The organism is Streptomyces sp. NBC_00873 (assembly GCF_045207415.1).
GTDB lineage: Bacteria > Actinomycetota > Actinomycetes > Streptomycetales > Streptomycetaceae > Streptomyces.
This window is the reverse complement of record NZ_CP108803.1, coordinates 3,914,512-3,941,151: the sequence shown is the minus strand read 5'-3', so window position 1 is coordinate 3,941,151 and position 26,640 is coordinate 3,914,512. Positions and strand designations below refer to the sequence as shown.

The 26,640-nt window shown below is 67.7% G+C and carries 20 protein-coding genes, 1 tRNA gene and 2 pseudogenes; 18 read left to right on the top strand and 5 right to left on the bottom strand.

Features of this window, described 5'->3' with window-relative positions:
* The first annotated feature begins 27 nt into the window (after positions 1-27).
* The 4 genes and pseudogenes from OH809_RS17850 to OH809_RS17835 all read left to right on the top strand — a co-directional run bounded on the left by OH809_RS17850 (position 28) and on the right by OH809_RS17835 (position 2,391).
* On the top strand, positions 28-480 hold the full coding sequence (locus tag OH809_RS17850; protein ID WP_406421475.1) for a MaoC family dehydratase N-terminal domain-containing protein: 453 nt from the start codon (positions 28-30) through the stop codon (positions 478-480).
* Complete coding sequence (locus OH809_RS17845) at positions 480-908, top strand: MaoC family dehydratase (protein ID WP_406421476.1); 429 nt, start codon at positions 480-482, stop codon at positions 906-908. Before OH809_RS17850 ends, OH809_RS17845 begins: the two co-directional genes overlap by 1 nt.
* 115 nt (positions 909-1,023) lie before the next feature.
* Positions 1,024-1,242 (top strand): annotated as a pseudogene (locus OH809_RS17840) (MFS transporter); the annotation flags it as partial.
* 93 nt (positions 1,243-1,335) lie between these two features.
* Complete coding sequence (locus OH809_RS17835) at positions 1,336-2,391, top strand: UDP-N-acetylmuramate dehydrogenase (RefSeq protein ID WP_406421477.1); 1,056 nt, start codon at positions 1,336-1,338, stop codon at positions 2,389-2,391.
* 13 nt (positions 2,392-2,404) lie between these two features.
* Here OH809_RS17835 and OH809_RS17830 read toward each other — a convergent pair whose 3' ends face one another.
* The gene (locus OH809_RS17830; RefSeq protein WP_406421478.1) at positions 2,405-3,040 is read right to left on the bottom strand and encodes an NAD(P)-dependent oxidoreductase; all 636 of its coding nucleotides are present in this window, start codon (positions 3,038-3,040) and stop codon (positions 2,405-2,407) included.
* 86 nt (positions 3,041-3,126) lie between these two features.
* Here OH809_RS17830 and OH809_RS17825 point away from each other — a divergent pair, with 86 nt between their 5' ends.
* The gene (locus tag OH809_RS17825; protein WP_406421479.1) at positions 3,127-3,732 is read left to right on the top strand and encodes a TetR/AcrR family transcriptional regulator; all 606 of its coding nucleotides are present in this window, start codon (positions 3,127-3,129) and stop codon (positions 3,730-3,732) included.
* A gap of 72 nt (positions 3,733-3,804) precedes the next feature.
* On the opposite strand, the gene OH809_RS17820 is transcribed toward OH809_RS17825, so the two are convergent.
* Together OH809_RS17820 and OH809_RS17815 are read right to left on the bottom strand one after the other, a co-directional pair.
* Complete coding sequence (locus tag OH809_RS17820) at positions 3,805-4,824, bottom strand: adenosine deaminase (protein ID WP_406421480.1); 1,020 nt, start codon at positions 4,822-4,824, stop codon at positions 3,805-3,807.
* 244 nt (positions 4,825-5,068) lie between these two features.
* The gene (locus OH809_RS17815; RefSeq protein WP_406421481.1) at positions 5,069-6,295 is read right to left on the bottom strand and encodes a pyridoxal phosphate-dependent aminotransferase; all 1,227 of its coding nucleotides are present in this window, start codon (positions 6,293-6,295) and stop codon (positions 5,069-5,071) included.
* 225 nt (positions 6,296-6,520) lie between these two features.
* Between OH809_RS17815 and OH809_RS17810 the strand changes: the two genes are divergently transcribed.
* The 13 genes from OH809_RS17810 (at position 6,521) to tuf (ending at position 24,182) form a co-directional block, all read left to right on the top strand.
* A tRNA-Trp gene (locus OH809_RS17810) sits at positions 6,521-6,593 on the top strand.
* 106 nt (positions 6,594-6,699) lie between these two features.
* Positions 6,700-6,984, top strand: coding sequence for a preprotein translocase subunit SecE (secE, locus tag OH809_RS17805; protein ID WP_406421482.1), 285 nt, complete (start codon positions 6,700-6,702; stop codon positions 6,982-6,984).
* A gap of 73 nt (positions 6,985-7,057) precedes the next feature.
* Complete coding sequence (nusG, locus tag OH809_RS17800; protein ID WP_406421483.1) at positions 7,058-7,942, top strand: transcription termination/antitermination protein NusG; 885 nt, start codon at positions 7,058-7,060, stop codon at positions 7,940-7,942.
* Positions 7,943-8,117: 175 nt separating this feature from the next.
* Positions 8,118-8,552 (top strand): 50S ribosomal protein L11, encoded by a 435-nt coding sequence (gene rplK, locus OH809_RS17795; RefSeq protein ID WP_030914099.1) that lies wholly within the window; start codon positions 8,118-8,120, stop codon positions 8,550-8,552.
* 80 nt (positions 8,553-8,632) lie between these two features.
* The gene (gene rplA / locus OH809_RS17790; protein WP_358856896.1) at positions 8,633-9,355 is read left to right on the top strand and encodes a 50S ribosomal protein L1; all 723 of its coding nucleotides are present in this window, start codon (positions 8,633-8,635) and stop codon (positions 9,353-9,355) included.
* Between the two features lie 456 nt (positions 9,356-9,811).
* The gene (gene rplJ / locus OH809_RS17785; protein ID WP_037687992.1) at positions 9,812-10,372 is read left to right on the top strand and encodes a 50S ribosomal protein L10; all 561 of its coding nucleotides are present in this window, start codon (positions 9,812-9,814) and stop codon (positions 10,370-10,372) included.
* A gap of 85 nt (positions 10,373-10,457) precedes the next feature.
* Entirely contained in the window at positions 10,458-10,841 is a 384-nt protein-coding gene (gene rplL / locus OH809_RS17780) for a 50S ribosomal protein L7/L12 (RefSeq protein ID WP_406421484.1), read from the top strand.
* A 599-nt stretch (positions 10,842-11,440) separates the two neighbouring features.
* A complete protein-coding gene (gene rpoB / locus OH809_RS17775) occupies positions 11,441-14,926 on the top strand; it encodes a DNA-directed RNA polymerase subunit beta (protein ID WP_406421485.1) in 3,486 nt (1,161 codons plus the stop codon).
* Between the two features lie 98 nt (positions 14,927-15,024).
* Positions 15,025-18,924 (top strand): DNA-directed RNA polymerase subunit beta', encoded by a 3,900-nt coding sequence (locus OH809_RS17770; RefSeq protein WP_037687996.1) that lies wholly within the window; start codon positions 15,025-15,027, stop codon positions 18,922-18,924.
* A gap of 891 nt (positions 18,925-19,815) precedes the next feature.
* Positions 19,816-20,187, top strand: coding sequence for a 30S ribosomal protein S12 (gene rpsL / locus OH809_RS17765; protein WP_003948652.1), 372 nt, complete (start codon positions 19,816-19,818; stop codon positions 20,185-20,187).
* Positions 20,188-20,189: 2 nt separating this feature from the next.
* Complete coding sequence (gene rpsG, locus OH809_RS17760; protein WP_030977935.1) at positions 20,190-20,660, top strand: 30S ribosomal protein S7; 471 nt, start codon at positions 20,190-20,192, stop codon at positions 20,658-20,660.
* Positions 20,661-20,698: 38 nt separating this feature from the next.
* Entirely contained in the window at positions 20,699-22,828 is a 2,130-nt protein-coding gene (gene fusA, locus OH809_RS17755) for an elongation factor G (RefSeq protein ID WP_393299516.1), read from the top strand.
* Between the two features lie 160 nt (positions 22,829-22,988).
* On the top strand, positions 22,989-24,182 hold the full coding sequence (gene tuf / locus OH809_RS17750; RefSeq protein WP_406421486.1) for an elongation factor Tu: 1,194 nt from the start codon (positions 22,989-22,991) through the stop codon (positions 24,180-24,182).
* 105 nt (positions 24,183-24,287) lie between these two features.
* Here the strand turns inward: tuf and OH809_RS17745 are convergent, their stop codons facing one another.
* Positions 24,288-26,267: a PIG-L family deacetylase gene (locus OH809_RS17745; protein ID WP_406516258.1), complete on the bottom strand. Its 1,980-nt coding sequence runs from the start codon at positions 26,265-26,267 to the stop codon at positions 24,288-24,290.
* Positions 26,268-26,451: 184 nt separating this feature from the next.
* Positions 26,452-26,630: pseudogene (locus OH809_RS17740) on the bottom strand (GNAT family N-acetyltransferase); the annotation flags it as partial.
* Positions 26,631-26,640 lie beyond the last annotated feature (10 nt).

Genomic DNA, 26,640 nt, shown 5'->3' with positions numbered 1-26,640 from the left:
CGTCTTTCATCAGGAGGTAGCGAGCCCATGGCGCTCGACCAGTCCTTCGTCGGGCGGACCTATCCGCCCACCGCGCCGTACGAGGTCGGCCGGGAGAAGATCCGTGAGTTTGCCGAGGCGGTGGGAGACACCAATCCCGCGTACGTCGATCCGGTGGCCGCCCGGGCGCTCGGGCATTCCGATGTGATCGCGCCGCCCACTTTTGTCTTCTCGATCACTTTCAAGGCTGCGGGGCAGGTGGTGCAGGACCCGCAGCTGGGCCTGGACTACAGCCGTGTGGTGCATGGTGACCAGAAGTTCGCGTACGTGCGTCCGGTGCGGGCGGGGGACCGGCTGACGGTCACTTCGACGATCGAGGGCGTCAAGTCCATGGCGGGCAACGACATTCTCGACATCCGTGGTGAGGTCCATGACGAGGCCGGCGAGCATGTCGTGACCGCGTGGACGAAGCTGGTGGCGCGCGCCGCCGAGGAGGCGTGATGACGGCGAAGGTGAGTTACGAATCGGTCGAGGTCGGTACGGAGCTGCCGGCGCAGTCCTTCCGGGTGACCCGCGCGACGCTGGTGCAGTACGCGGGTGCCTCCGGTGACTTCAACCCGATCCACTGGAACGAGAAGTTCGCCCTCGAGGTCGGGCTGCCGGATGTGATCGCGCACGGCATGTTCACCATGGCCGAGGCGATCCGGGTGGTCACGGACTGGGTCGGCGACCCGGGTGCGGTCGTCGAGTACGGGGTGCGGTTCACCAAGCCGGTCGTCGTGCCGAACGACGACAAGGGTGCGCTGATCGAGGTCAGTGCCAAGGTGGCGGCCCTGCTGGACGGCAAGCAGGTGCGGGTGGACCTGACGGCGATGAGCGAGGGCAAGAAGGTGCTGGGGATGTCCCGCGCCGTTGTGCGGCTCGCCTGAGCCGTTGTCGAGCCACGTTCATGAGTGAGGGGCACTCTTCGCTGGGGGTGCCCCTTACCCGTACTCGCGAGGCCCTCGCGTCACGTTCCGGAGCGGCTGTCCCTTACCGCTTGATGGCGGCGCCCTCGGGGTCGCGGTGCTCGCCTCGGTCTTCTCCGAGCAGGGCGGTTACGGATCCGCGCAGTCCTTCACCGACGGGACCGTCCCGGCGGTCTGGATCGGTGCGGGTTTCGTGGCGCTCGCCGCGCTCGTGGCGCTGCTGATCCCGGGCCGCCGCCCCGCGCCGGCGGCGGAGCCGGAGCCGGCCGGGGAGCGGTCCGCCGTCGCCGCCTGATCCGTGGCGCGGTCCGGTCCGACCCGGCTGCCCTGCGCGTACGGTCCGTGGCCCCGCCCGAGCGGTGGCGCCGCAGACCGTACTCTTGTCCGCGTGCAGGAACTCCACGACGCCCCCCTCGCCCCCCTGACCACCTTCCGGCTCGGCGGCCCCGCGGCCCGCCTCCTCACGGCGACGACGGACGCCGAGGTGGTCGCGGCCGTGCGTGAGGCCGACGAGGACGGCACTCCGCTCCTCGTCGTCGGCGGCGGCAGCAACCTGGTCATCGGCGACAAGGGCTTCGACGGCACCGCCCTGCGCATCGCGACCAAGGGCTTCGCGCTCTCCGGTACGACGCTGGAACTGGCCGCCGGAGAGATCTGGACGGACGCCGTCGCCCGCACGGTCGAAGCCGGTCTCGCGGGCATCGAATGCCTGGCCGGAATCCCCGGCTCGGTGGGTGCGACGCCGATCCAGAACGTCGGTGCGTACGGCCAGGAGGTCGCGTCGACCATCACGGAGGTCGTCGCCTACGACCGGTACACCCGCGAAACGGTCACCGTCCCGAACGCCGAGTGCGCATTCTCGTACCGCCACAGCCGCTTCAAGGCCGAACCCGACCGCTTCGTGGTGCTGCGTGTCCGTTTCGAGCTGGAAGACGCGGGCGGTCTCTCCGCGCCCCTCAGGTACCCCGAAACGGCCCGTGCCATGGGTGTCGAACAGGGCGACCGGGTGCCCGCGGCGGCCGCCCGTGAGACCGTGCTGCGGCTCCGGGCCGGCAAGGGCATGGTGCTCGACCCGGAGGACCACGACACCTGGTCGGCAGGGTCCTTCTTCACCAACCCGATCCTCGACGGTGCGCAGTACGAGGCGTTCCTCGCCCGCGCCAAGGACCGGCTCGGCCCCGAGGTGACGCCCCCCGCCTTCCCCGCGGACGGGGGACGCACCAAGACCTCTGCGGCCTGGCTCATCGACCGGGCGGGTTTCACCAAGGGGTACGGAGCCGGGCCCGCCCGCATCTCCACCAAGCACACGCTCGCCCTCACCAACCGCGGCGGGGCGACCACCGAGGACCTGCTCGCGCTCGCCCGCGAGGTCGTCGCGGGCGTTCACGACGCCTTCGGCGTCACGCTCGTCAACGAACCGGTGACGGTCGGCGTCACCCTCTGACGCGGGTGTGGTGTCAGTACGCCACGCCCACGCCCTGCTTCACCGCCGCCGGATCGTCGATCAGCGCCAACATCGCGTGCGCCACATCGGCCCGGGAGATGGACCGGCCGCTGCGCGGATTGCTGCCGTAGACCGTCCGGTACGTCCCGGTCAGCGGCCCGTTGGTGAGCTTCGGTGGCCGGACCGACGTCCAGTCCGTCGCGCTGCGGGCCAGTGCGGCCTCCATCAGCGTCAGGTCGGCATAGACCTCCTTGAGGATCGCCCCGATCGCCTTCAGCATCATCCGGTCCAGCAACGGATCGTCCGCGGGCTCCGGCGCGACCGGGGCCGCGCTCACCACGAGCAGCCGCCGCGTTCCCTCCGCCTCCATCGCGCGCAGCACCGAGTTGGTGAGCCGCTCGGCGATCCCGTCGGCCTTCCGGCCGCGCGAGCCGAGTCCGGAGAGCACCGCGTCCCGCCCGGCGACCGCTTCGCGCAGTGCCTCCGGATCGTCGATCCGCGCCGCTGTGTGGACCGTGACGTCGGAGAGCGGGACCGGCAGTCGTGCCGGATCGCGGACCACTGCCGTCACGTCATGGCCCGCGGCCACCGCCTGGCGGACGATCTCCTGGCCGATGCCGCCTGTCGCGCCGAACACCGTGAGTCTCATTGCGCACCCTCCCCGGATGGGTAAGTATTCACTCACCCCTAGAGTGAGTGGATACTCACCACGCGTCAAGCCTCATTGGAGTGCACATGGAGCAGAAGCCGGCCCGCGTCCGCATCCTCGACGCCGCCCACCAGCTGATGCTCACCATCGGCCTGGCCCGGGCCACCACCAAGGAAATCGCCCGGGCCGCGGGCTGTTCGGAGGCGGCCCTCTACAAGCACTTCCCGAGCAAGGAGGAGCTGTTCGTGGCTGTCCTCAAGGAGCGGCTGCCCCAGCTCAACCCGCTCCTGCGGCGGTTGACCGCCGACCCGGCGGCGGGGGAGCGGACGGTCGAGGAGAACCTCACCGAGATCGCCCGCGAGGCCGCGCTCTTCTACGCCCAGAGCTTCCCGATCGCCGCCTCCCTCTACGCCGAGCCGCGGCTCAAGAACCGCCACGACGCGGCCATGCGTGAGCTCGGCACCGGCCCGCACATGCCGATCCAGGGCGTCACCGCCTACCTCGGCAGCGAACAGTCCGCCGGCCGCGTCCGGCCCGGCGCCGACATCTATGCCGCCGCGTCGCTGTTGCTCGGCGCCTGCGTCCAGCGCGCGTTCGCCTACGACGCGACGGACGAGGGCCGCCCGCCGCAGTCACTCGACGAGTTCGCCGCGTCCGTGGCGCGGACGGTGCTGCACGGAATCGGGGCCTGAGGGCTGTCCGTAGGGCGTTTCTTTCCGATCGGGCCGGGCTCGCGGTGGGCCCGTCTGCCGACCGTCGTGCTGTCAGGCCGGCTTCGCCAGCCAGTCGTCGATCCCGGAGAGGAGCCGCTCCCGTACGTCGGACGGCGCCGCCGACCCCCGTACCGACTGCCGCGCCAGCTCCGCCAGCTCCTCGTCCGTGAACGCGTGGTGGCGGCGTACGAGTTCGTACTGCGCGGCGAGCCGGGAGCCGAAGAGCAGCGGGTCGTCCGCGCCGAGCGCCATCGGCACCCCGGCCTCGAACAGAGTGCGCAAGGGTACGTCCGACGGCTTCTCGTAGACGCCCAGTGCCACGTTCGACGCGGGGCACACCTCGCAGGTCACCCCGCGCTCGGCCAGCCTGCGCAGCAGCCGCGGGTCCTCGGCGGCCCGTACGCCGTGGCCGATACGGGCCGCGTAGAGGTCGTCCACGCAGTCCCGCACGCTCGACGGGCCGGCCAGCTCCCCGCCGTGCGGGGCCGCCAGCAGGCCGCCCTCCCTGGCGATGGCGAAGGCCCGGTCGAAGTCGCGCGCCATTCCGCGCCGCTCGTCGTTGGAGAGCCCGAAGCCGACGACGCCCCGGTCCGCGTAGCGCACCGCGAGCCGTGCCAGCGTCCGCGCGTCCAGCGGGTGCTTCATCCGGTTCGCGGCGATCACCACCCGCATCCCGAGGCCGGTCTCGCGGGCGGCAGCGTCCACCGCATCCAGAATGATTTCGACCGCCGGGATCAACCCGCCGAGCAGCGGGGCGTACGAGGTGGGGTCGACCTGGATCTCCAGCCAGCCGGAGCCGTCGGCGACGTCCTCCTGGGCCGTCTCGCGCACCAGCCGCTGGATGTCCTCCGGCGCCCGCAGACAGGACCGGGCGATGTCGTAGAGCCGCTGGAAGCGGAACCAGCCGCGCTCGTCGGTGGCCCGCAGCTGGGGCGGTTCGCCGCCGGTCAGTGCCTCCGGCAGGCGTACGCCGTACTTGTCGGCGAGTTCGAGCAGGGTCGTGGGCCGCATCGACCCGGTGAAATGCAAGTGCAGGTGGGCCTTGGGCAACAGCCGGACGTCACGATCCATGTCCGATCACCTTCTGTAGCTGTTACGCTCCGCACTGTGCCGAAAGGCGTCGGGCAGGGCTTGTCCGTCATGCGGCCCATAGTCGACCACGTGAGAAGCCCCCTCTTGCAGGGGGGAGTCACTCCGAGATCCTGCCGCAAGGATCTCGGTCCAGGCAGCCGGATTCATCGAACGAGCGCTTGCCTGAACGCATAAGCGGGTCCCCGGCTCGGCCGGGGACCCGCTTATGCGCACTACGGGGACGTCAGTCCTTCGCCTCGCCCAGCAGCTTCTGGAGCCGCGACACGCCCTCGACGAGGTCCTCGTCGCCCAGTGCGTACGACAGCCGCAGGTAGCCCGGCGTGCCGAAGGCCTCGCCCGGAACGACCGCGACCTCGGCCTCGTCCAGGATCAGTGCCGCCAGCTCGACAGAGGTGGCCGGGCGCTTGCCGCGGATCTCCTTGCCGAGCAGCGCCTTCACCGACGGGTAGGCGTAGAACGCGCCCTCGGGCTCCGGGCACAGCACGCCGTCGATCTCGTTCAGCATCCGCACGATGGTCTGCCGACGGCGGTCGAAGGCGGTCCGCATCTCGGCGACCGCGTCCAGGTTCCCGGACACGGCGGCCAGCGCGGCGACCTGAGCGACGTTGGAGACGTTGGACGTGGCGTGCGACTGCAGGTTGGTCGCGGCCTTGACGACGTCCTTCGGGGCGATGAGCCAGCCCACGCGCCAGCCGGTCATCGCGTACGTCTTGGCGACGCCGTTGACCACGATGCACTTGTCGCGCAGGGCGGGCACGAGCGTCGGCAGCGAGGTGAACTTCGCGGTGCCGTAGACCAGGTGCTCGTAGATCTCGTCGGTCAGCACCCACAGGCCGTGCTCGACGGCCCACTCGCCGATCGCCCTGGCGTCGGCCTCGCTGTACACCGCACCGGTCGGGTTCGACGGGGAGACGAACAGGACGACCTTCGTACGCTCGGTGCGCGCCGCCTCCAGCTGCTCGACGGAGACCCGGTAGCCGGTGGTCTCGTCGGCCACGACCTCCACCGGGACACCGCCGGCGAGACGGATCGACTCGGGGTAGGTGGTCCAGTACGGCGCCGGGACGACGACCTCGTCGCCCGGGTCGAGGATCGCGGCGAACGCCTCGTAGATGGCCTGCTTGCCGCCGTTGGTCACCAGGATCTGGGAGGCGTCGACCTCGTAACCGGAGTCGCGCAGCGTCTTCTCCGCAATGGCGGCCTTGAGCTCGGGGAGCCCGCCGGCGGGGGTGTAGCGGTGGTACTTCGGGTTGCGGCAGGCCTCGACCGCGGCGTCGACGATGTAGCCGGGGGTCGGGAAGTCGGGCTCGCCGGCACCGAAGCCGATCACCGGACGGCCGGCGGCCTTGAGGGCCTTGGCCTTGGCGTCGACGGCGAGGGTGGCGGATTCGGAGATTGCACCGATGCGGGCGGAGACCCGGCGCTCGGAGGGGGGAGTTGCAGCGCTCATGGGCCCCATCGTCCCAGACCCCGATCCCGGTCGGCACACGGGTTTCAGGGACCGGACAGGACTCGGACAGCATGCGGACAACATGCGACCACGAGTTGTCGGGAGCTGTCTGTTCGACGCCGGGCCGTTGAGCACGTACACTCACCTGTCGTTGGCCTTCACCAGCCAAACCGTTGCTGCACCCGGGTTACCGGGAAAGATGCGGTAGGTTGGTGGAAACCACAAAGGGTCGTAGCTCAATTGGTAGAGCACTGGTCTCCAAAACCAGCGGTTGGGGGTTCAAGTCCCTCCGGCCCTGCTACACACTCCTTCGCCAGGATGTGTGCGCATGTACGTACTTCAATGCACCGCCGTGCGGCTCCACCGGGCGCGGCACGGCCATGACCCGGAATCAGGTGAGTAGCGTGACGGACGCCGTGGGCTCCATCGACATGCCTGATGCTGAGGATCAAGTACCCGAGTCGAAGAAGACTCGGAAGGGCGGCAAGCGCGGCAAGAAGGGTCCCCTGGGCCGTCTCGCGCTGTTCTACCGCCAGATCGTCGCCGAGTTGCGCAAGGTTGTCTGGCCGACTCGCAACCAGCTCACGACGTACACATCCGTGGTGATCGTCTTCGTCGTCGTCATGATCGGTCTTGTTACCGTGATTGACTTCGGATTCCAGCGGGTCATCAAGTACGTCTTCGGCTGATCCCGCGGAGGGCGCCCCAAGGGCGCCCCTTTCGCATGTTCCACCCATTTGTATCCAGGAAGAAGCAGCCACCGTGTCTGACCCGAACCTGAACGACGCCGTCGACTCGACGGCGGGCGACGTCGAGTCCGCCGAGGACGAGTTCGAGATCGTCGAGGCGGCGGACGCTGTGGAGCCGGACCAGGCCGAAGCCGGCGACGCTGCCGCGGGCGAGCCCGCCGAGCAGGCCGCCCTGCACGCCGAGGACGACTCCGAGGACGAGACCGACTCCGAGGACGACGAGGACAGCGCGTCCGAGGGCGACGAGGAGGCCGAGGAAGAGGCCGAGCCGGCCGCTCCCGTCGACGCCGTCACCGCGCTCCGTGACGAGCTCCGCGGTCTCCCCGGTGAGTGGTACGTCATCCACACGTACGCCGGTTACGAGAAGCGTGTGAAGGCCAACCTGGAGCAGCGCGCCGTCTCGCTCAACGTCGAGGACTTCATCTACCAGGCCGAGGTGCCCGAGGAAGAGATCGTCCAGATCAAGAACGGCGAGCGGAAGAACGTCCGTCAGAACAAGCTCCCGGGTTACGTCCTGGTGCGCATGGACCTGACGAACGAGTCCTGGGGCGTCGTCCGCAACACGCCCGGCGTCACCGGCTTCGTGGGCAACGCCTACGACCCGTACCCGCTGACCCTGGACGAGATCGTCAAGATGCTCGCCCCGGAGGCCGAGGAGAAGGCCGCCCGCGAGGCCGCGGAGGCCGAGGGCAAGCCGGTTCCGTCCCGCAAGGTCGAGGTCCAGGTGCTGGACTTCGAGGTGGGCGACTCGGTCACCGTCACCGACGGCCCCTTTGCGACGCTGCAGGCGACGATCAACGAGATCAACGCCGACTCGAAGAAGGTCAAGGGCCTCGTCGAGATCTTCGGCCGCGAGACCCCGGTCGAGCTCAGCTTCGACCAGATCCAGAAGAACTAGCGGTTTCCGCCGACTCCTGGACACATGCCTACCGAGCAGGTCAGAGAGGCTTCGCGGCCTCTCTGACCTGCTCGGTTTTTGGTCGCGCAGCTATACCCGTTATCGTTGTGCGGTATGCCTGCATCCGGATGACCGGATGACGGCGAAAAACTCTCACTAGGACCCGGAGAGAGCAATGCCTCCCAAGAAGAAGAAGGTCACGGGGCTTATCAAGCTCCAGATCAACGCCGGTGCGGCCAACCCGGCCCCGCCGGTCGGCCCCGCGCTCGGCCAGCACGGCGTCAACATCATGGAGTTCTGCAAGGCCTACAACGCCGCGACCGAGTCGCAGCGTGGCATGGTCGTGCCGGTGGAGATCACGGTCTACGAGGACCGTTCCTTCACCTTCGTGACGAAGACCCCGCCGGCTGCCAAGCTCATCCTCAAGGCCGCAGGTGTGGACAAGGGCTCCGGCGAGCCGCACAAGACCAAGGTTGCGAAGCTCACGAGCGCCCAGGTCCGCGAGATCGCCACGGTCAAGCTGCCCGACCTGAACGCCAACGACCTGGACGCCGCGTCGAAGATCATCGCCGGCACCGCCCGTTCGATGGGCATCACGGTCGAGGGCTGATCAGCCCCCGTAGTCCTTCAGTGGCAGGGCCAAGCGCTGGCCCGTACCACGCCTCCACACCTGAAACCACAGGAGCAGAAGTGAAGCGCAGCAAGAACCTCCGCGCTGCGGACGCCAAGGTCGACCGGGAGCGGAACTACGCCCCCCTCGAGGCCGTCCGTCTCGCCAAGGAAACCGCCACCACCAAGTTCGACGGCACCGTCGAGGTCGCGTTCTGCCTGGGTGTAGACCCTCGCAAGGCCGACCAGATGGTCCGTGGCACCGTGAACCTCCCGCACGGCACCGGCAAGACCGCCCGGGTCCTGGTCTTCGCGACCGGTGACCGTGCTGCGGCCGCGGAAGCCGCGGGCGCCGACATCGTCGGCGCCGACGAGCTCATCGACGAGGTGGCGAAGGGCCGTCTGGACTTCGACGCCGTCGTCGCCACTCCGGACCTCATGGGCAAGGTCGGCCGTCTCGGCCGCGTGCTCGGTCCGCGTGGTCTGATGCCGAACCCGAAGACCGGTACGGTCACCCCCGATGTCGCGAAGGCTGTCAACGACATCAAGGGCGGCAAGATCGAGTTCCGCGTCGACAAGCACTCGAACCTGCACTTCATCATCGGCAAGGTCTCCTTCGATGACACGAAGCTGGTCGAGAACTACGCCGCGGCGCTGGAGGAGATCCTCCGTCTGAAGCCGTCCGCCGCCAAGGGCCGCTACATCAAGAAGGCCACCCTGGCCACCACGATGGGCCCCGGCATCCCGCTGGACGCCAACCGCACCCGTAACCTCCTCGTCGAGGAGGACCCGGCCGCCGTCTGAGCCTCCGCGCTCGTACGAAAGCCGTGTCACGCGTGACATTGACGGGCCCCGCAACCTTTCGAGGTGCGGGGCCCGTCCTCGTATCCGTACGGCACCCAGGCCACGGGTCGAGGATCCTCCTGCCGCCGACACGGTGGACTTCCAGAAGCTCGTGGAGCAGCAGCAGGGCAGCACCGCGGGCGCGTCTTGGACCGCCCGAACCGGGACGGATTTGCTCAGCGCGACCCCGGTCGCGTAGTCTCCTCCAGAAGCCAAAGACCGCTGGTCGTTGCTGCGCTCTCGCGAGAGGGGGCAGTGACCGAAGGATCCGTTGAGTGCGGACGACCTGCGCAGGTGACTGTGGAAAGCTCCCGGACTCTGTCCGGTCGAGCTGCGCCCTGGCACTTGTGCCGGGGCGTTTCGTCTTTCCCGGCCCCTTCTGAGCGGTCCTCATCACCCGGAAGGAGGCCGACGCTCATGGCAAGGCCCGACAAGGCTGCCGCGGTAGCCGAGCTCGCGGACCAGTTCCGCAGCTCGAACGCCGCTGTGCTGACCGAGTACCGGGGTCTCACCGTGGCACAGCTCAAGGAGCTGCGCCGTTCGCTCGGTGAGAACGCCCAGTACGCCGTGGTGAAGAACACGCTGACCAAGATTGCGGCCAACGAGGCCGGGATCGACACGCTGGACGACCTGTTCGCAGGCCCGACGGCGGTTGCCTTCGTCACCGGTGACCCGGTGGAGTCGGCGAAGGGTCTTCGTGACTTCGCCAAGGACAACCCGAACCTCATCATCAAGGGCGGTGTCCTTGACGGTAAGGCGCTGTCCGCCGATGAGATCAAGAAGCTTGCGGACCTCGAGTCCCGCGAGGTTCTGCTCGCCAAGGTGGCCGGTGGAATCAAGGCGTCGATGGCCAAGGCCGCGGCGACGTTCCAGGCCCCGCTGTCGGAGTTCGTCCGCACTGCGGACGCCCTTCGCGCCAAGGTCGAGCAGGGCGGTGCCGGTACGCCGGCTCCCGCCGACGCCGAGGTGGCGGAGTAACACTCCGCCCCACGGCTCGCAGCGGGCCCGTACGCCCGCCTTCATATACACCCGGCACCTGCCGACTTAGTGGAAGGACGCCATCATGGCGAAGCTGTCCCAGGACGAGCTGCTCGAGCAGTTCGAGACCCTGACCCTCATCGAGCTCTCCGAGTTCGTCAAGGCGTTCGAGGCGAAGTTCGACGTCAAGGCTGCCGCTCCGGTCGCCGTTGCCGCCGCCGGTGGCGCTGCTGCCGCCGCCGAGGCCGTCGAGGAGCAGGACGAGTTCGACGTCATCCTCACCGGCGCCGGCGAGAAGAAGATCCAGGTCATCAAGGTCGTGCGTGAGCTGACCTCCCTGGGTCTGAAGGAGGCCAAGGACCTCGTCGACGGCACCCCGAAGCCGGTCCTCGAGAAGGTCGCGAAGGAGGCCGCCGAGAAGGCTGCCGAGTCCCTCAAGGCCGCTGGCGCCTCGGTCGAGGTCAAGTGACCCTGCGAGTCTTCTGACTCGTCTGGACTGCTCGTGCCGCACGGCACGGACGTCACATCGCGAAGGGCGACCACCCGTACGGGTGGTCGCCCTTCGGCGTACCCGAGGCGGTTGCCTTGCTCTTCCGTGGTTGACGAGTATGGTGATCTTCGCCGTACGCCTCTCGGGGCCGCCGGCCGATGCCGAGTGGCGGCGGGTGACGGTCTCGGGGGCTCTGTCCTGGCAGGGGGGCCTTGACGAACCGCACGCGGCGCGTAATTCTCAGGACGCGTCGTCACATCGATCCGAATCCGAGGCATGGATCGACGACGAAGAGGGCAGTAAAGAAGAGCGCGTCCCGCGCGAGGGCGATTCATAGGTGTTGAGAACAGCTGTTGCGAGCTACGAGGGTCTCTGAGAACCCGGACTGGACATCAGTGTGCCGTTTGGCTACACTGACCCTTTGCGCTGCCTGTTAGCTGCCTCCTGCCCGTCACCAGGGGCATGTCCAACGCTTGAGCACCGATGGCCGATCGTCCCTGACCTGGGATTTCTGTCTCCGTGTCCAACTTGGGACCGGTACGCGCGTAGTGAGTCCGAGCCCTCGGAAGGACCCCCTCTTGGCCGCCTCGCGCAACGCCTCGACCGCGAATACGAACAACGGTGCCAGCACCGCCCCGCTGCGCATCTCTTTTGCAAAGATCAAGGAGCCCCTCGAGGTTCCGAACCTCCTCGCGCTGCAGACCGAGAGCTTTGACTGGCTCCTCGGCAATGCCGCCTGGAAGGCTCGCGTCGAGGCTGCTCTGGACAGTGGACAAGACGTCCCCACCAAGTCCGGCCTGGAGGAAATCTTCGAGGAGATTTCACCGATCGAGGACTTCTCCGGGTCGATGTCGCTTACGTTCCGCGACCACCGCTTCGAGCCCCCGAAGAACTCGATCGACGAGTGCAAGGAGCGCGACTTCACGTTCGCCGCCCCGCTCTTCGTCACGGCCGAGTTCACCAACAACGAGACCGGCGAGATCAAGTCCCAGACGGTCTTCATGGGCGACTTCCCGCTCATGACCAACAAGGGCACCTTCGTCATCAACGGCACCGAGCGTGTCGTCGTGTCGCAGCTCGTCCGCTCGCCGGGTGTCTACTTCGACTCCTCCATCGACAAGACGTCCGACAAGGACATCTTCTCCGCCAAGATCATCCCGTCCCGGGGTGCCTGGCTCGAGATGGAGATCGACAAGCGCGACATGGTCGGTGTCCGTATCGACCGCAAGCGCAAGCAGTCCGTGACCGTTCTTCTGAAGGCTCTCGGTTGGACCACCGAGCAGATCCTCGAGGAGTTCGGCGAGTACGAGTCCATGCGTGCCACCCTGGAGAAGGACCACACCCAGGGCCAGGACGACGCGCTGCTCGACATCTACCGCAAGCTGCGCCCGGGCGAGCCGCCCACCCGCGAGGCTGCTCAGACGCTGCTCGAGAACCTCTACTTCAACCCGAAGCGCTACGACCTCGCGAAGGTCGGACGCTACAAGGTGAACAAGAAGCTCGGCGCCGATGAGCCGCTGGACGCCGGGGTGCTCACCACCGACGACGTCATCGCGACCATCAAGTACCTGGTCAAGCTGCACGCCGGGGAGACCGAGACGGTCGGCGAGTCCGGCCGGACGATCGTCGTCGAGACCGACGACATCGACCACTTCGGCAACCGTCGTCTGCGCAACGTCGGCGAGCTCATCCAGAACCAGGTCCGTACGGGTCTCGCCCGTATGGAGCGCGTCGTGCGTGAGCGCATGACGACCCAGGACGTCGAGGCGATCACGCCGCAGACCCTGATCAACATCCGGCCGGTCGTCGCCTCCATCAAGGAGTTCTTCGGCACCAGCCAGCTGTCTCAGTTCATGGACCAGAACAACCCGCTGTCGGGTCTCACCCACAAGCGCCGTCTGTCGGCACTTGGCCCGGGTGGTCTCTCCCGTGAGCGGGCCGGCTTCGAGGTCCGTGACGTGCACCCGTCCCACTACGGACGCATGTGCCCGATCGAGACCCCTGAAGGCCCGAACATCGGTCTGATCGGTTCGCTCGCCTCGTACGGACGTGTCAACGCGTTCGGCTTCATCGAGACGCCGTACCGCAAGGTCGTCGACGGTCAGGTCACCGACGAGGTCGACTACATCACCGCCGACGAGGAAGACCGCTTCGTGATCGCCCAGGCGAACGCGACGCTCTCCGAGGACATGCGGTTCACCGAGCCCCGCGTCCTGGTCCGCCGTCGTGGCGGAGAGGTCGACTACATCCCGGGCGACGACGTCGACTACATGGACGTCTCGCCGCGCCAGATGGTGTCCGTCGCCACCGCGATGATCCCCTTCCTGGAGCACGACGACGCCAACCGTGCCCTCATGGGCGCGAACATGATGCGTCAGGCGGTGCCGCTGATCAAGTCGGAGGCTCCGCTCGTCGGTACGGGCATGGAGTACCGCTGCGCCACCGACGCCGGTGACGTCCTGAAGGCCGAGAAGGACGGTGTCGTCCAGGAGGTCTCCGCGGACTACGTCACCGTCACCAACGACGACGGCACGTACACCACGTACCGCATCGCCAAGTTCTCGCGCTCCAACCAGGGCACCTCGGTCAACCAGAAGGTCGTCGTCTCCGAGGGCGACCGGGTCGTCGAGGGCCAGGTCCTCGCCGACGGGCCGGCCACCGAGAACGGTGAGATGGCGCTCGGCAAGAACCTGCTCGTGGCGTTCATGCCGTGGGAGGGTCACAACTACGAGGACGCGATCATCCTGTCGCAGCGCCTCGTGCAGGACGACGTCCTCTCCTCGATCCACATCGAGGAGCACGAGGTCGACGCCCGTGACACCAAGCTCGGCCCGGAGGAGATTACCCGGGACATCCCGAACGTCTCCGAAGAGGTCCTCGCCGACCTCGACGAGCGCGGCATCATCCGTATCGGTGCCGAGGTCGTCGCCGGTGACATCCTCGTCGGCAAGGTCACGCCCAAGGGTGAGACCGAGCTGACCCCCGAGGAGCGCCTGCTCCGCGCGATCTTCGGTGAGAAGGCGCGCGAGGTGCGCGACACCTCGCTGAAGGTGCCGCACGGTGAGATCGGCAAGGTCATCGGCGTCCGCGTCTTCGACCGCGAGGAGGGCGACGAGCTGCCGCCGGGCGTGAACCAGCTGGTCCGCGTCTACGTCGCGCAGAAGCGCAAGATCACCGATGGTGACAAGCTCGCCGGCCGGCACGGCAACAAGGGCGTCATCTCGAAGATCCTCCCGATCGAGGACATGCCGTTCCTGGAGGACGGCACCCCGGTCGACATCATCCTCAACCCGCTGGGTGTCCCGTCCCGAATGAACCCGGGACAGGTCCTGGAGATCCACCTCGGCTGGCTCGCCAGCCGCGGCTGGGACGTCTCCGGCCTCGGTGACGAGTGGGCCAAGCGCCTGCAGGCCATCGGCGCCGACCAGGTCGCCCCCGGCACCAACGTCGCCACGCCCGTCTTCGACGGTGCGCGCGAGGACGAGATCTCGGGTCTCTTCGAGGCCACGATCCCGAACCGCGACGGCGACCGCCTGGTCCAGCCCTCCGGCAAGGCCAAGCTGTTCGACGGCCGCTCCGGTGAGCCGTTCCCGGACCCGGTTTCGGTCGGGTACATGTACATCCTCAAGCTCCACCACCTCGTCGACGACAAGCTGCACGCTCGCTCGACGGGTCCGTACTCCATGATCACCCAGCAGCCGCTGGGTGGTAAGGCTCAGTTCGGTGGACAGCGCTTCGGTGAGATGGAGGTGTGGGCGCTGGAGGCATATGGCGCCGCTTACGCCCTCCAGGAGCTGCTGACGATCAAGTCCGACGACGTGACCGGCCGCGTGAAGGTCTACGAGGCCATCGTCAAGGGCGAGAACATCCCCGAGCCGGGCATCCCCGAGTCCTTCAAGGTGCTCATCAAGGAAATGCAGTCGCTCTGCCTCAACGTGGAGGTGCTCTCCTCGGACGGCATGTCCATCGAGATGCGCGACACGGATGAGGACGTCTTCCGCGCGGCGGAGGAGCTCGGTATCGACCTGTCCCGGCGCGAGCCGAGCAGCGTCGAAGAGGTCTGACGGGCTGGTCGGCCGCCCCGCTCAGGGGCGGCCGGCTCTCCCCGGACCCGTTCAGACCATTGATTGAGACTCGACCCCGAAAGAGGGATTGACGACAAGTGCTCGACGTCAACTTCTTCGACGAGCTGCGGATCGGCCTTGCCACCGCGGACGACATCCGGACCTGGTCGCACGGCGAAGTGAAGAAGCCGGAGACCATCAACTACCGCACGCTCAAGCCCGAAAAGGACGGACTCTTCTGCGAGAAGATCTTCGGTCCGACCCGGGACTGGGAGTGCTACTGCGGCAAGTACAAGCGTGTCCGCTTCAAGGGCATCATCTGTGAGCGTTGTGGCGTGGAGGTCACGCGCGCCAAGGTGCGTCGTGAGCGCATGGGCCACATCGAGCTTGCCGCTCCCGTCACTCACATCTGGTACTTCAAGGGCGTCCCGTCGCGCCTCGGCTACCTGCTCGATCTCGCGCCGAAGGACCTCGAAAAGGTCATCTACTTCGCCGCGTACATGATCACGTTCGTGGACGAGGAGCGCCGTACGCGTGACCTGCCCTCGCTGGAGGCGCACGTCTCCGTCGAGCGTCAGCAGGTCGAGAACCGTCGCGACTCCGACCTGGAGGCCCGCGCCAAGAAGCTCGAGACCGACCTGGCCGAGCTCGAGGCCGAGGGCGCCAAGGCCGACGTACGCCGCAAGGTGCGCGAAGGTGCCGAGCGTGAGATGAAGCAGCTGCGCGACCGTGCGCAGCGCGAGATCGACCGTCTCGACGAGGTGTGGAACCGCTTCAAGAACCTCAAGGTCCAGGACCTCGAGGGCGACGAGCTGCTCTACCGCGAGCTGCGTGACCGCTTCGGCACGTACTTCGACGGCTCCATGGGTGCCGCTGCCCTGCAGAAGCGCCTTGAGTCCTTCGACCTCGACGAGGAGGCCGAGCGCCTCCGCGAGATCATCCGTACCGGCAAGGGCCAGAAGAAGACCCGTGCGCTCAAGCGCCTCAAGGTCGTCTCCGCGTTCCTGCAGACCAGCAACAGCCCCAAGGGCATGGTGCTCGACTGCGTGCCGGTCATCCCGCCGGACCTGCGTCCGATGGTGCAGCTGGACGGTGGCCGCTTCGCGACCTCCGACCTGAACGACCTGTACCGCCGTGTGATCAACCGCAACAACCGCCTCAAGCGTCTCCTTGACCTCGGTGCCCCCGAGATCATCGTGAACAACGAGAAGCGGATGCTGCAGGAGGCCGTCGACGCGCTGTTCGACAACGGCCGCCGTGGTCGCCCGGTCACCGGTCCGGGCAACCGCCCGCTGAAGTCCCTGAGCGACATGCTCAAGGGCAAGCAGGGTCGTTTCCGTCAGAACCTTCTCGGTAAGCGTGTGGACTACTCCGCGCGTTCCGTGATCGTCGTCGGTCCGCAGCTGAAGCTGCACCAGTGCGGTCTGCCGAAGGCGATGGCGCTGGAGCTCTTCAAGCCGTTCGTGATGAAGCGCCTGGTCGACCTGAACCACGCGCAGAACATCAAGTCGGCCAAGCGCATGGTCGAGCGCGGCCGCACCGTGGTCTACGACGTCCTCGAAGAGGTCATCGCCGAGCACCCGGTGCTGCTGAACCGTGCACCGACCCTGCACCGCCTCGGCATCCAGGCCTTCGAGCCGCAGCTGGTCGAGGGCAAGGCCATCCAGATCCACCCGCTCGTCTGCACCGCGTTCAACGCGGACTTCGACGGTGACCAGATGGCCGTGCACCTGCCGCTCTCCGCGGAGGCGCAGGCCGAGGCCCGCATCCTGATGCTGTCCTCGAACAACATCCTGAAGCCGGCCGACGGCCGTCCCGTCACCATGCCGACCCAGGACATGGTGCTGGGCCTGTTCTTCCTCACCACGGACGAGGAGGAGCGCAAGGTCATCGGACAGGGCCGTTCCTTCGGTTCCACGGCCGAGGCGATCATGGCCTTCGACGCCGGCGAGCTGTCGCTCCAGGCGCAGGTCGACATCCGCTTCCCGGTGGGCACCATCCCGCCGCGTGGCTGGGTGCCGCCGGTCGCCGAGGAGGGCGAGCAGGAGTACCAGCAGGGCGACACGTTCCGGCTGCGTACGTCCCTGGGCCGCGCGCTCTTCAACGAGCTGCTGCCCGAGGACTACCCGTTCGTCGACTACTCGGTGGGCAAGAAGCAGCTCTCCGAGATCGTCAACGACCTGGCCGAGCGCTACCCCAAGGTCATCGTGGCGGCGACGCTCGACAACCTGAAGGCGGCCGGTTTCCACTGGGCGACCCGCTCGGGTGTCACCGTGGCCATCTCCGACGTCGTCGTGCCCGAGGCCAAGAAGGCCATCGTCGCGGGTTACGAGGCTCAGGACGAGAAGGTCCAGAAGCAGTACGAGCGCGGTCTGATCACCAAGGACGAGCGCACGCAGGAGCTCATCGCGATCTGGACCAAGGCGACCAACGAGGTTGCCGAGGCGATGAACGCGAACTTCCCGCGGACGAACCCCATCTTCATGATGGTTGACTCGGGTGCCCGAGGAAACATGATGCAGATGCGTCAGATCGCCGGTATGCGTGGTCTGGTGTCCAACGCCAAGAACGAGACCATCCCGCGTCCGATCAAGGCGTCCTTCCGTGAGGGCCTCACCGTTCTGGAGTACTTCATCTCCACGCACGGTGCCCGTAAGGGTCTGGCGGACACCGCCCTGCGTACCGCCGACTCGGGTTACCTGACCCGTCGTCTGGTGGACGTCTCGCAGGACGTGATCATCCGCGAGGAGGACTGCGGCACCGACCGTGGCCTCAAGCTGAAGATCGCCGTCAAGGGTGCGGACGGTGTGCTCCGCAAGACGGAGGACGTCGAGACCTCGGTCTACGCCCGCATGCTCGCCGAGGACGTCGTCGTCGACGGCAAGGTCATCGCGCCTGCCAACGTCGACCTCGGTGACGTCCTGATCGACGCCCTGGTGGGCGCCGGCGTCGAGGAGGTCAAGACCCGTTCGGTCCTGACCTGTGAGTCCGCGGTCGGCACCTGTGCCTTCTGCTACGGACGCTCGCTCGCCACCGGCAAGCTGGTCGACATCGGTGAGGCGGTCGGCATCATCGCCGCCCAGTCCATCGGTGAGCCCGGTACCCAGCTGACGATGCGTACCTTCCATACCGGTGGTGTGGCCGGTGACGACATCACCCAGGGTCTGCCCCGTGTCGTCGAGCTCTTCGAAGCCCGTACGCCCAAGGGTGTCGCCCCGATCTCGGAGGCGGCCGGCCGCATCCGTATCGAGGAGACCGAGAAGACCAAGAAGATCGTCGTCACCCCGGACGACGGCAGCGACGAGACGCCGTTCCCGATCTCGAAGCGTGCCCGTCTGCTCGTGGGCGAGGGCGACCACGTCGAGGTGGGCCAGAAGCTCACCGTGGGTGCCACCAACCCGCACGACGTGCTGCGCATCCTCGGTCAGCGCGCGGTCCAGGTCCACCTGGTCGGCGAAGTCCAGAAGGTGTACAACTCGCAGGGCGTGTCGATCCACGACAAGCACATCGAGATCATCATCCGGCAGATGCTGCGCCGCGTGACGATCATCGAGTCCGGCGACGCGGAGCTGCTGCCGGGCGAGCTGGTCGAGCGGTCGAAGTTCGAGACCGAGAACCGTCGTGTGGTCACCGAGGGCGGTCACCCCGCCTCCGGCCGTCCGCAGCTGATGGGTATCACCAAGGCCTCGCTCGCCACCGAGTCGTGGCTCTCGGCGGCGTCCTTCCAGGAGACGACCAGGGTTCTGACCGACGCGGCGATCAACGCCAAGTCGGACTCCCTGATCGGCCTCAAGGAGAACGTCATCATCGGTAAGCTCATCCCGGCCGGTACGGGTCTGTCCCGCTACCGCAACATCCGGGTCGAGCCGACCGAGGAGGCCAAGGCCGCGATGTACTCGGCCGTCGGCTACGACGACATCGACTACTCGCCGTTCGGCACGGGCTCCGGCCAGGCCGTTCCGCTGGAGGACTACGACTACGGTCCGTACAACCAGTAAGCGAGTCGTTCGAAGGTCTGAACGACTGAAGGGCGGTCACCCCGTTGCGTACGGGGTGGCCGCCCTTCGGCGTGCGTGGGGTCGGCGTCCGGGCTGCAGACAGGGCCGCAGGCGGTGCAGCCGGGTCGGGTGGTCGGGGTGGCCGGGGCGCAGCCGGGCCGGGGTGCCCGGCTCGGCGGGTACGGCACTCCGGGGCCGGGCGGGCTGCGGCCCGGAATGCCGCGGCTCGCCGGATGGCGGCGGGGCAGTGTGTCCTGTCCCGCCGGTCCCGTGCACGGTCCCGCCCGGGCGTCCAGCGGCAGCTGTGGCGTCGCGGGGTCCTGCTGGGCCACCCGGGAAGCCGCTGGTTCAGAACGTCGCTCAGCGCCCGCAGGGCGAGCTTCTCCGGCCCCTCCCGCTCGTAGCTCTCCGCCCCTGCCGGGCAACCGGCCGACGGGGTCCATCCGGGCCTGGATCATGCGGAGTCGGTTCTCGCGCATGCTGTTCGGGGCGAGCCGGGAGTTTTTGGGTGGTCAGCGAGGGGGAGTGCCCCTCGGCGCGCCCCGCAGGCCGGTGGGACGAGAGGCTGATGAAAGTGACTGGGGCATGTGCGGGGAACGACTGGTTTGCACCAGGTGGTGAACGGGACGCAACGCTCTGTCCTGCGTGTCGTGGCGGACAGCATTTGTTTTGACCGGAGTCCGTGAGGTAGGTACGCTCAGACCTTGTGCCTGGGGTGTGCCTGGGCTCGTGTGCGTGTCCTCAACCGCACGGCGAGCCCGTCAGTGGCCACCGCGATCTGTGCCCCTTCTGTCCTCGGGCGGGAGTCCGCAGCATTCGACACACCCGACCGCGTGGGTCGGTGACGTTCCAGGTTAGTTTCACGAACGGCACACAGAAACCGGAGAAGTAGTGCCTACGATCCAGCAGCTGGTCCGGAAGGGCCGGCAGGACAAGGTCGAGAAGAACAAGACGCCCGCGCTTGAGGGTTCGCCCCAGCGCCGCGGCGTCTGCACGCGTGTGTTCACGACCACCCCGAAGAAGCCGAACTCGGCCCTCCGTAAGGTCGCGCGTGTGCGTCTGACCTCCGGTATCGAGGTCACGGCCTACATCCCGGGTGAGGGACACAACCTGCAGGAGCACTCCATCGTGCTCGTGCGTGGTGGCCGTGTGAAGGACCTGCCGGGTGTTCGTTACAAGATCATCCGCGGCTCCCTTGACACCCAGGGTGTCAAGAACCGCAAGCAGGCCCGCAGCCGCTACGGCGCCAAGAAGGAGAAGTAAGAATGCCTCGTAAGGGCCCCGCCCCGAAGCGCCCGGTCATCATCGACCCGGTCTACGGTTCTCCTCTTGTCACCTCGCTGATCAACAAGATCCTGCTCAACGGCAAGCGTTCCACCGCCGAGCGGATCGTGTACGGCGCCATGGAAGGCCTCCGCGAGAAGACCGGCAACGACCCGGTCATCACGCTGAAGCGCGCGCTTGAGAACGTCAAGCCCTCGCTCGAGGTCAAGTCCCGCCGTGTCGGTGGCGCCACCTACCAGGTGCCGATCGAGGTAAAGCCCGGTCGCGCCGCCACCCTCGCGCTGCGCTGGGTCGTGGGTTACTCCCGCGCCCGCCGCGAGAAGACGATGACCGAGCGCCTCATGAACGAGCTGCTCGACGCCTCCAACGGTCTTGGCGCTGCTGTCAAGAAGCGCGAGGACACCCACAAGATGGCCGAGTCCAACAAGGCCTTCGCGCACTACCGCTGGTAGTCGCTACCCACATCGAGACCGAGAGAAGATTGAGCCTTATGGCCACCACTTCGCTTGACCTGGCCAAGGTCCGCAACATTGGGATCATGGCCCACATCGACGCGGGCAAGACGACCACCACTGAGCGGATCCTCTTCTACACCGGTGTTTCTTACAAGATCGGTGAAGTCCACGACGGCGCAGCCACGATGGACTGGATGGAGCAGGAGCAGGAGCGCGGCATCACGATCACGTCCGCCGCGACGACCTGCCACTGGCCGCTCAATGATGTTGACCACACCATCAACATCATCGACACCCCGGGTCACGTCGACTTCACCGTCGAGGTGGAGCGTTCGCTCCGCGTCCTCGACGGCGCTGTCACCGTGTTCGACGGTGTGGCGGGCGTCGAGCCGCAGTCCGAGACTGTCTGGCGTCAGGCGGACCGCTACGGCGTGCCGCGTATCTGCTTCGTCAACAAGCTCGACCGCACGGGTGCCGAGTTCCACCGCTGCGTCGACATGATCGTCGACCGCCTCGGTGCGGTCCCGCTCGTCATGCAGCTCCCCATCGGCGCCGAGGCAGACTTCAAGGGCATCGTCGACCTCGTGTCGATGAAGGCCTTTGTGTGGCCGGAAGAGGCCGCCAAGGGCGAGATGTACGACACCGTCGACATCCCGGACACCCACATCGAGGCAGCTCAGGAGTGGCGCGGCAAGCTGCTCGAGGCCGTCTCCGAGAACGACGACCAGATGATGGAGCTGTACCTGGAGGGCGTCGAGCCCACCGAGGAGCAGCTGCACGAGGCGATCCGTCGGATCACCCTCGCATCGAAGGGCGGCGCGGGCTCCGTCACCGTCACCCCGGTGTTCTGTGGCACGGCGTTCAAGAACAAGGGCGTCCAGCCCCTGCTCGACGCGGTCGTCCGCTACCTGCCTTCCCCCCTGGACGTCGAGGCCATCGAGGGCCACGACGTCAAGGACCCCGAGGTTGTCGTCAAGCGCATGCCCTCGGACGACGAGCCGTTCTCCGGCCTGGCGTTCAAGATCGCGAGCGACCCGCACCTCGGCAAGCTCACCTTCGTCCGGATCTACTCCGGTCGCCTCGAGGCCGGCACCGCGGTGCTGAACTCGGTCAAGGGCAAGAAGGAGCGCATCGGCAAGATCTACCGTATGCACGCGAACAAGCGTGAGGAGATCGCGTCGGTGGGCGCCGGTGACATCATCGCCGTCATGGGCCTGAAGCAGACCACCACCGGTGAGACGCTGTGTGACGACAAGAACCCGGTGATCCTGGAGTCCATGGACTTCCCGGCGCCGGTCATTCAGGTCGCCATCGAGCCCAAGTCCAAGGGTGACCAGGAGAAGCTGGGTGTCGCCATCCAGCGCCTCTCCGAGGAGGACCCGTCCTTCCAGGTGCACTCCGACGAGGAGACCGGCCAGACCATCATCGGTGGTATGGGCGAGCTTCACCTCGAGGTGCTCGTCGACCGCATGAAGCGCGAGTTCCGCGTCGAGGCGAACGTCGGCAAGCCGCAGGTCGCGTACCGCGAGACGATCCGCAAGGCCGTCGAGCGCATCGACTACACGCACAAGAAGCAGACTGGTGGTACCGGCCAGTTCGCGAAGGTGCAGATCGCCCTTGAGCCCATCGAGGGTGGCGACGCGTCCTACGAGTTCGTCAACAAGGTCACCGGTGGCCGCATCCCCCGTGAGTACATCCCCTCGGTGGACGCGGGTGCTCAGGAAGCCATGCAGTTCGGCATCCTGGCCGGTTACGAGATGGTCGGCGTCCGCGTCACCCTTCTCGACGGTGGTTACCACGAGGTCGACTCCTCCGAGCTCGCTTTCAAGATCGCCGGTTCGCAGGCGTTCAAGGAGGGTGCCCGCAAGGCGTCCCCCGTGCTCCTCGAGCCGATGATGGCCGTCGAGGTCACCACGCCCGAGGACTACATGGGCGATGTGATCGGCGACCTCAACTCCCGCCGTGGCCAGATCCAGGCCATGGAGGAGCGCAGCGGCGCTCGCGTCGTGAAGGGCCTCGTGCCCCTCTCGGAGATGTTCGGCTACGTCGGAGACCTCCGCAGCAAGACCTCGGGTCGCGCAAGCTACTCGATGCAGTTCGACTCCTACGCCGAGGTTCCGCGGAACGTCGCCGAGGAGATCATCGCGAAGGCCAAGGGCGAGTAACTCTCCCGAGCTCACGCTTTAGGCTTGTCACCGGAGCCTGATGGGGCATTCGTCGCAGAGCGCAAGCAATGCGGTGAATGCCCCTGGCCCCGGCATCCCAGCAAAGATCACCTGGCGCCGATGAAGCAAGGCGTACAGAACCACTCCACAGGAGGACCCAGTGGCGAAGGCGAAGTTCGAGCGGACTAAGCCGCACGTCAACATCGGCACCATCGGTCACATTGACCACGGTAAGACGACCCTCACGGCCGCCATTACCAAGGTGCTGCACGACGCGTACCCGGACCTGAACGAGGCCTCGGCCTTCGACCAGATCGACAAGGCTCCTGAGGAGCGCCAGCGCGGTATCACGATCTCGATCGCGCACGTCGAGTACCAGACGGAGTCGCGTCACTACGCGCACGTCGACTGCCCGGGTCACGCGGACTACATCAAGAACATGATCACGGGTGCCGCGCAGATGGACGGCGCCATCCTCGTGGTCGCCGCCACCGACGGCCCGATGCCGCAGACCAAGGAGCACGTGCTCCTGGCCCGCCAGGTCGGCGTTCCGTACATCGTCGTCGCCCTGAACAAGGCCGACATGGTGGACGACGAGGAGATCCTGGAGCTCGTCGAGCTCGAGGTCCGTGAGCTCCTCTCCGAGTACGAGTTCCCGGGCGACGACCTTCCGGTCGTCAAGGTCTCGGCGCTCAAGGCTCTTGAGGGCGACAAGGAGTGGGGCCAGACCGTCCTCGACCTGATGAAGGCCGTCGACGAGTCGATCCCGCAGCCCGAGCGCGACGTCGACAAGCCGTTCCTGATGCCGATCGAGGACGTCTTCACGATCACCGGTCGTGGCACCGTCGTCACCGGTCGTATCGAGCGTGGTGTCCTGAAGGTCAACGAGACCGTCGACATCGTCGGTATCAAGCAGGAGAAGACCACCACCACGGTCACCGGCATCGAGATGTTCCGCAAGCTGCTCGACGAGGGCCAGGCCGGTGAGAACGTCGGTCTGCTCCTCCGTGGCATCAAGCGCGAGGACGTCGAGCGCGGCCAGGTCATCATCAAGCCCGGTTCGGTCACGCCGCACACCGAGTTCGAGGCCCAGTCGTACATCCTGTCGAAGGATGAGGGTGGCCGTCACACCCCGTTCTTCAACAACTACCGTCCGCAGTTCTACTTCCGTACCACGGACGTAACGGGCGTTGTGACCCTTCCCGAGGGCACCGAGATGGTCATGCCGGGCGACAACACCGTCATGAACGTCACGCTGATCCAGCCGGTCGCCATGGAAGAGGGCCTGAAGTTCGCCATCCGTGAGGGTGGCCGGACCGTGGGCGCCGGCCAGGTCACCAAGATCCTCAAGTAATTACTTGACGGTCTGACCTGGTAGCTCCGCACAGAGCACCAAGAAGGGCCCTGGCCCGCCGCGCATGCGGTGGACCGGGGCCCTTCGCCATGTCCCGGTGCGGCGTCACGGGCGCCAGAACCAGGGGCGGGCATCCGGCCCCAGCCCCACCACCGCCGGGCGCCCCATGCCCCCCGCGTACAGCGCGGGACCGTCGAGCGCCACCGGTCCCCGGGTGCGTACGGACAGCCCCGCGCCGGTACGGAGCTGGATCCGGCCCTTCTCGGTGCGGCCCAGCAGCACCTGCCCGAACGGCGAACCGGCCACGGTCACCGGCCCGTACCCGTCGAAGTCGGTGCGTTCCTCCGCTGCCCCCGCGCGGACGACCGTCAGTGCGGCCCGCGCCGCCGCCCGGTACAGCAGCTCCACGGACCCGTCCGCGACGACCTGCGCGGCCGGCCCGTCGCCCGGCACCGGCGCCCCGTCGATCTGCGGATGGGCGGTCAGTTCGGCTCCGGGTGTCTCCTGCGTCCAGTGGTGCACCGTGTGATGCCCGGCGGCGAACACATGGACCAGGCCCTGTCCGTCCACCACGGCGCTCAGTCCGTCCTGGACCGCGCCGCCGCCCGTGTCCCGCCAGCCGCTCCACCGCCCGGACCGTTCCCGCACCCGCGTGCTCACGCCGCTGTCCGCGTTCCGTACGAAGAGATGGACCCGCCCGTCGGGCGCCGTCACCGCCACCGGGACGCCGATCCTGCGGCCGCGGTCCTGGTCCCGCTCCGGGTTGCCCAGCCCCCGCCAGGCGCGGAAGGTGCCGTCCGGGGAGCTCTGTTCGAGGAGCACGATCTCCCGCTCGTCGGCCGCCCCGTGCCCGCCGAGCGCCGCGAAGCGCAGCCCGAACAGCAGCTGCCTGGCGTCCGCCGTCGTCGCCCCGCCGAGCACCGGTGCCAGCGGTCCGCCGCCGAGATCGTCGGGATCGTCCCAGACCCCGCTGCCGGGTGCGCTCTCGCGCCACCGCACCGCCCGCAGTCCGAGGACTCCGTACGCGGTGAGCCGCCCGTCCGGTCCGGCGGCGAGGGTGGGGCGGGGGCCCGGGTAGCGGTAATGGGTGGAGCGGACCCAGCCCTTGCGGTTGGTCAGCGGCCTGTCGCCGCCCACGTTGTAGTCCCCGCAGCCCGCCACGTTCCCGCACCGCCAGTCGGCCTCGCCCCCGTACGGGACGAGGTGCGCTGCCTTCTCCTTCAGCACGCGGAACGGCAGGTTCTTCGGCCAGTGCCGGTTGTAGTAGCCGCGGTACGCCGTGGTGACGAACCGCGGCACGGGCCCACCGCCCCCGGTGGCGCGGGCCACCCACCGGATCAGCGCCGCCCAGGTGAACGAGGCGGTCGCGGTGTGGTCGGGGTGGTCGGAGTAGCCGGGCTGCTCGCTGTCCCGGCGGCGGACGGCCTCGGTGCTGTGCTGGATGTCCGGGTCCGGATCCATGGTGTGGACGAGGGTCGGACGGTAGTGGTCGAGGAGCCCGACGAGGACGTTGATCATCCTGTCGTACGTGTACGAGCCTGCCCGCTGCAGCGGTGAGCCCTTGGCGACGACGGTGGGCAGGCCGAGCTCCCGGTCGTGCCAGAGGCTGGGCAGCCCCAGGCGGCCGCGGCCGGTGTGCATCGCCGTATTGAGGAAGATCAGCTCGACCCGGCGCCCGCTGTGCGTCAGGGTGTTGATCTCGGCCCGGAGCCCGTCCGCCGGCGCGATGACGGACTTCTGCCATGCGGTGAACATCGGCAGCCCGAGCTGGATCGCGTACGACTGGCGCAGCCCCTGGTGCCGGGCGGAGGAGTACGCCGCCTTGTCGGCGGCGGGCAGCGGCGCGCCGGGAATCCGGTTGATGCCGACGGCCTCACCGGCGGTGAGGTACACACAGACCACCGGGGTCCCGGCGTCCAGAGCCTGCTGGGTGTCCGGGTTCATGAAGTACAGGTCGTCGTCCGGGTGGGCGAGGATCTGCATCAGCAGGGACTGCCGGGCGTCGCCGATCACCATTCCGGGCGTCGGATCCGCCACGGGGTCACTGCGCCGGGGGGCCGGTACGGAACAGGCGCCGACGCCCATCAGGGCGGCTGCTGCGGCGGCCGCCACGACGCTGCGCCGCCGCAGCCCGGCACGGCCCGGTTCCAGGCCGAATCGATCCCTCACGCCCCGTGCTCCGTCCGCTCACTCCGTCGAAGCAGCCGGTCAGTGCCGCTTCCCGCGGCAGATTAGACGGGGATCGGAGCGGTCGCGTTGCTTGTCGCGGCTACACGCCGGACCGGCGCACCACAAAAACATCGATCGGGTCCTCGCGCTCCAGGGTGAACCCGTGGCGCTCGTACAGCCGACGGGCTCTGAGGCGTCGGCGCGTTCCAGCAGGCCGCGCAGGACGGCGGTGCCGATCCCGTGGCCCTGGAGCGCGGGGGAGAGGTAGACGTTCTCCAGCCGGTCGGCC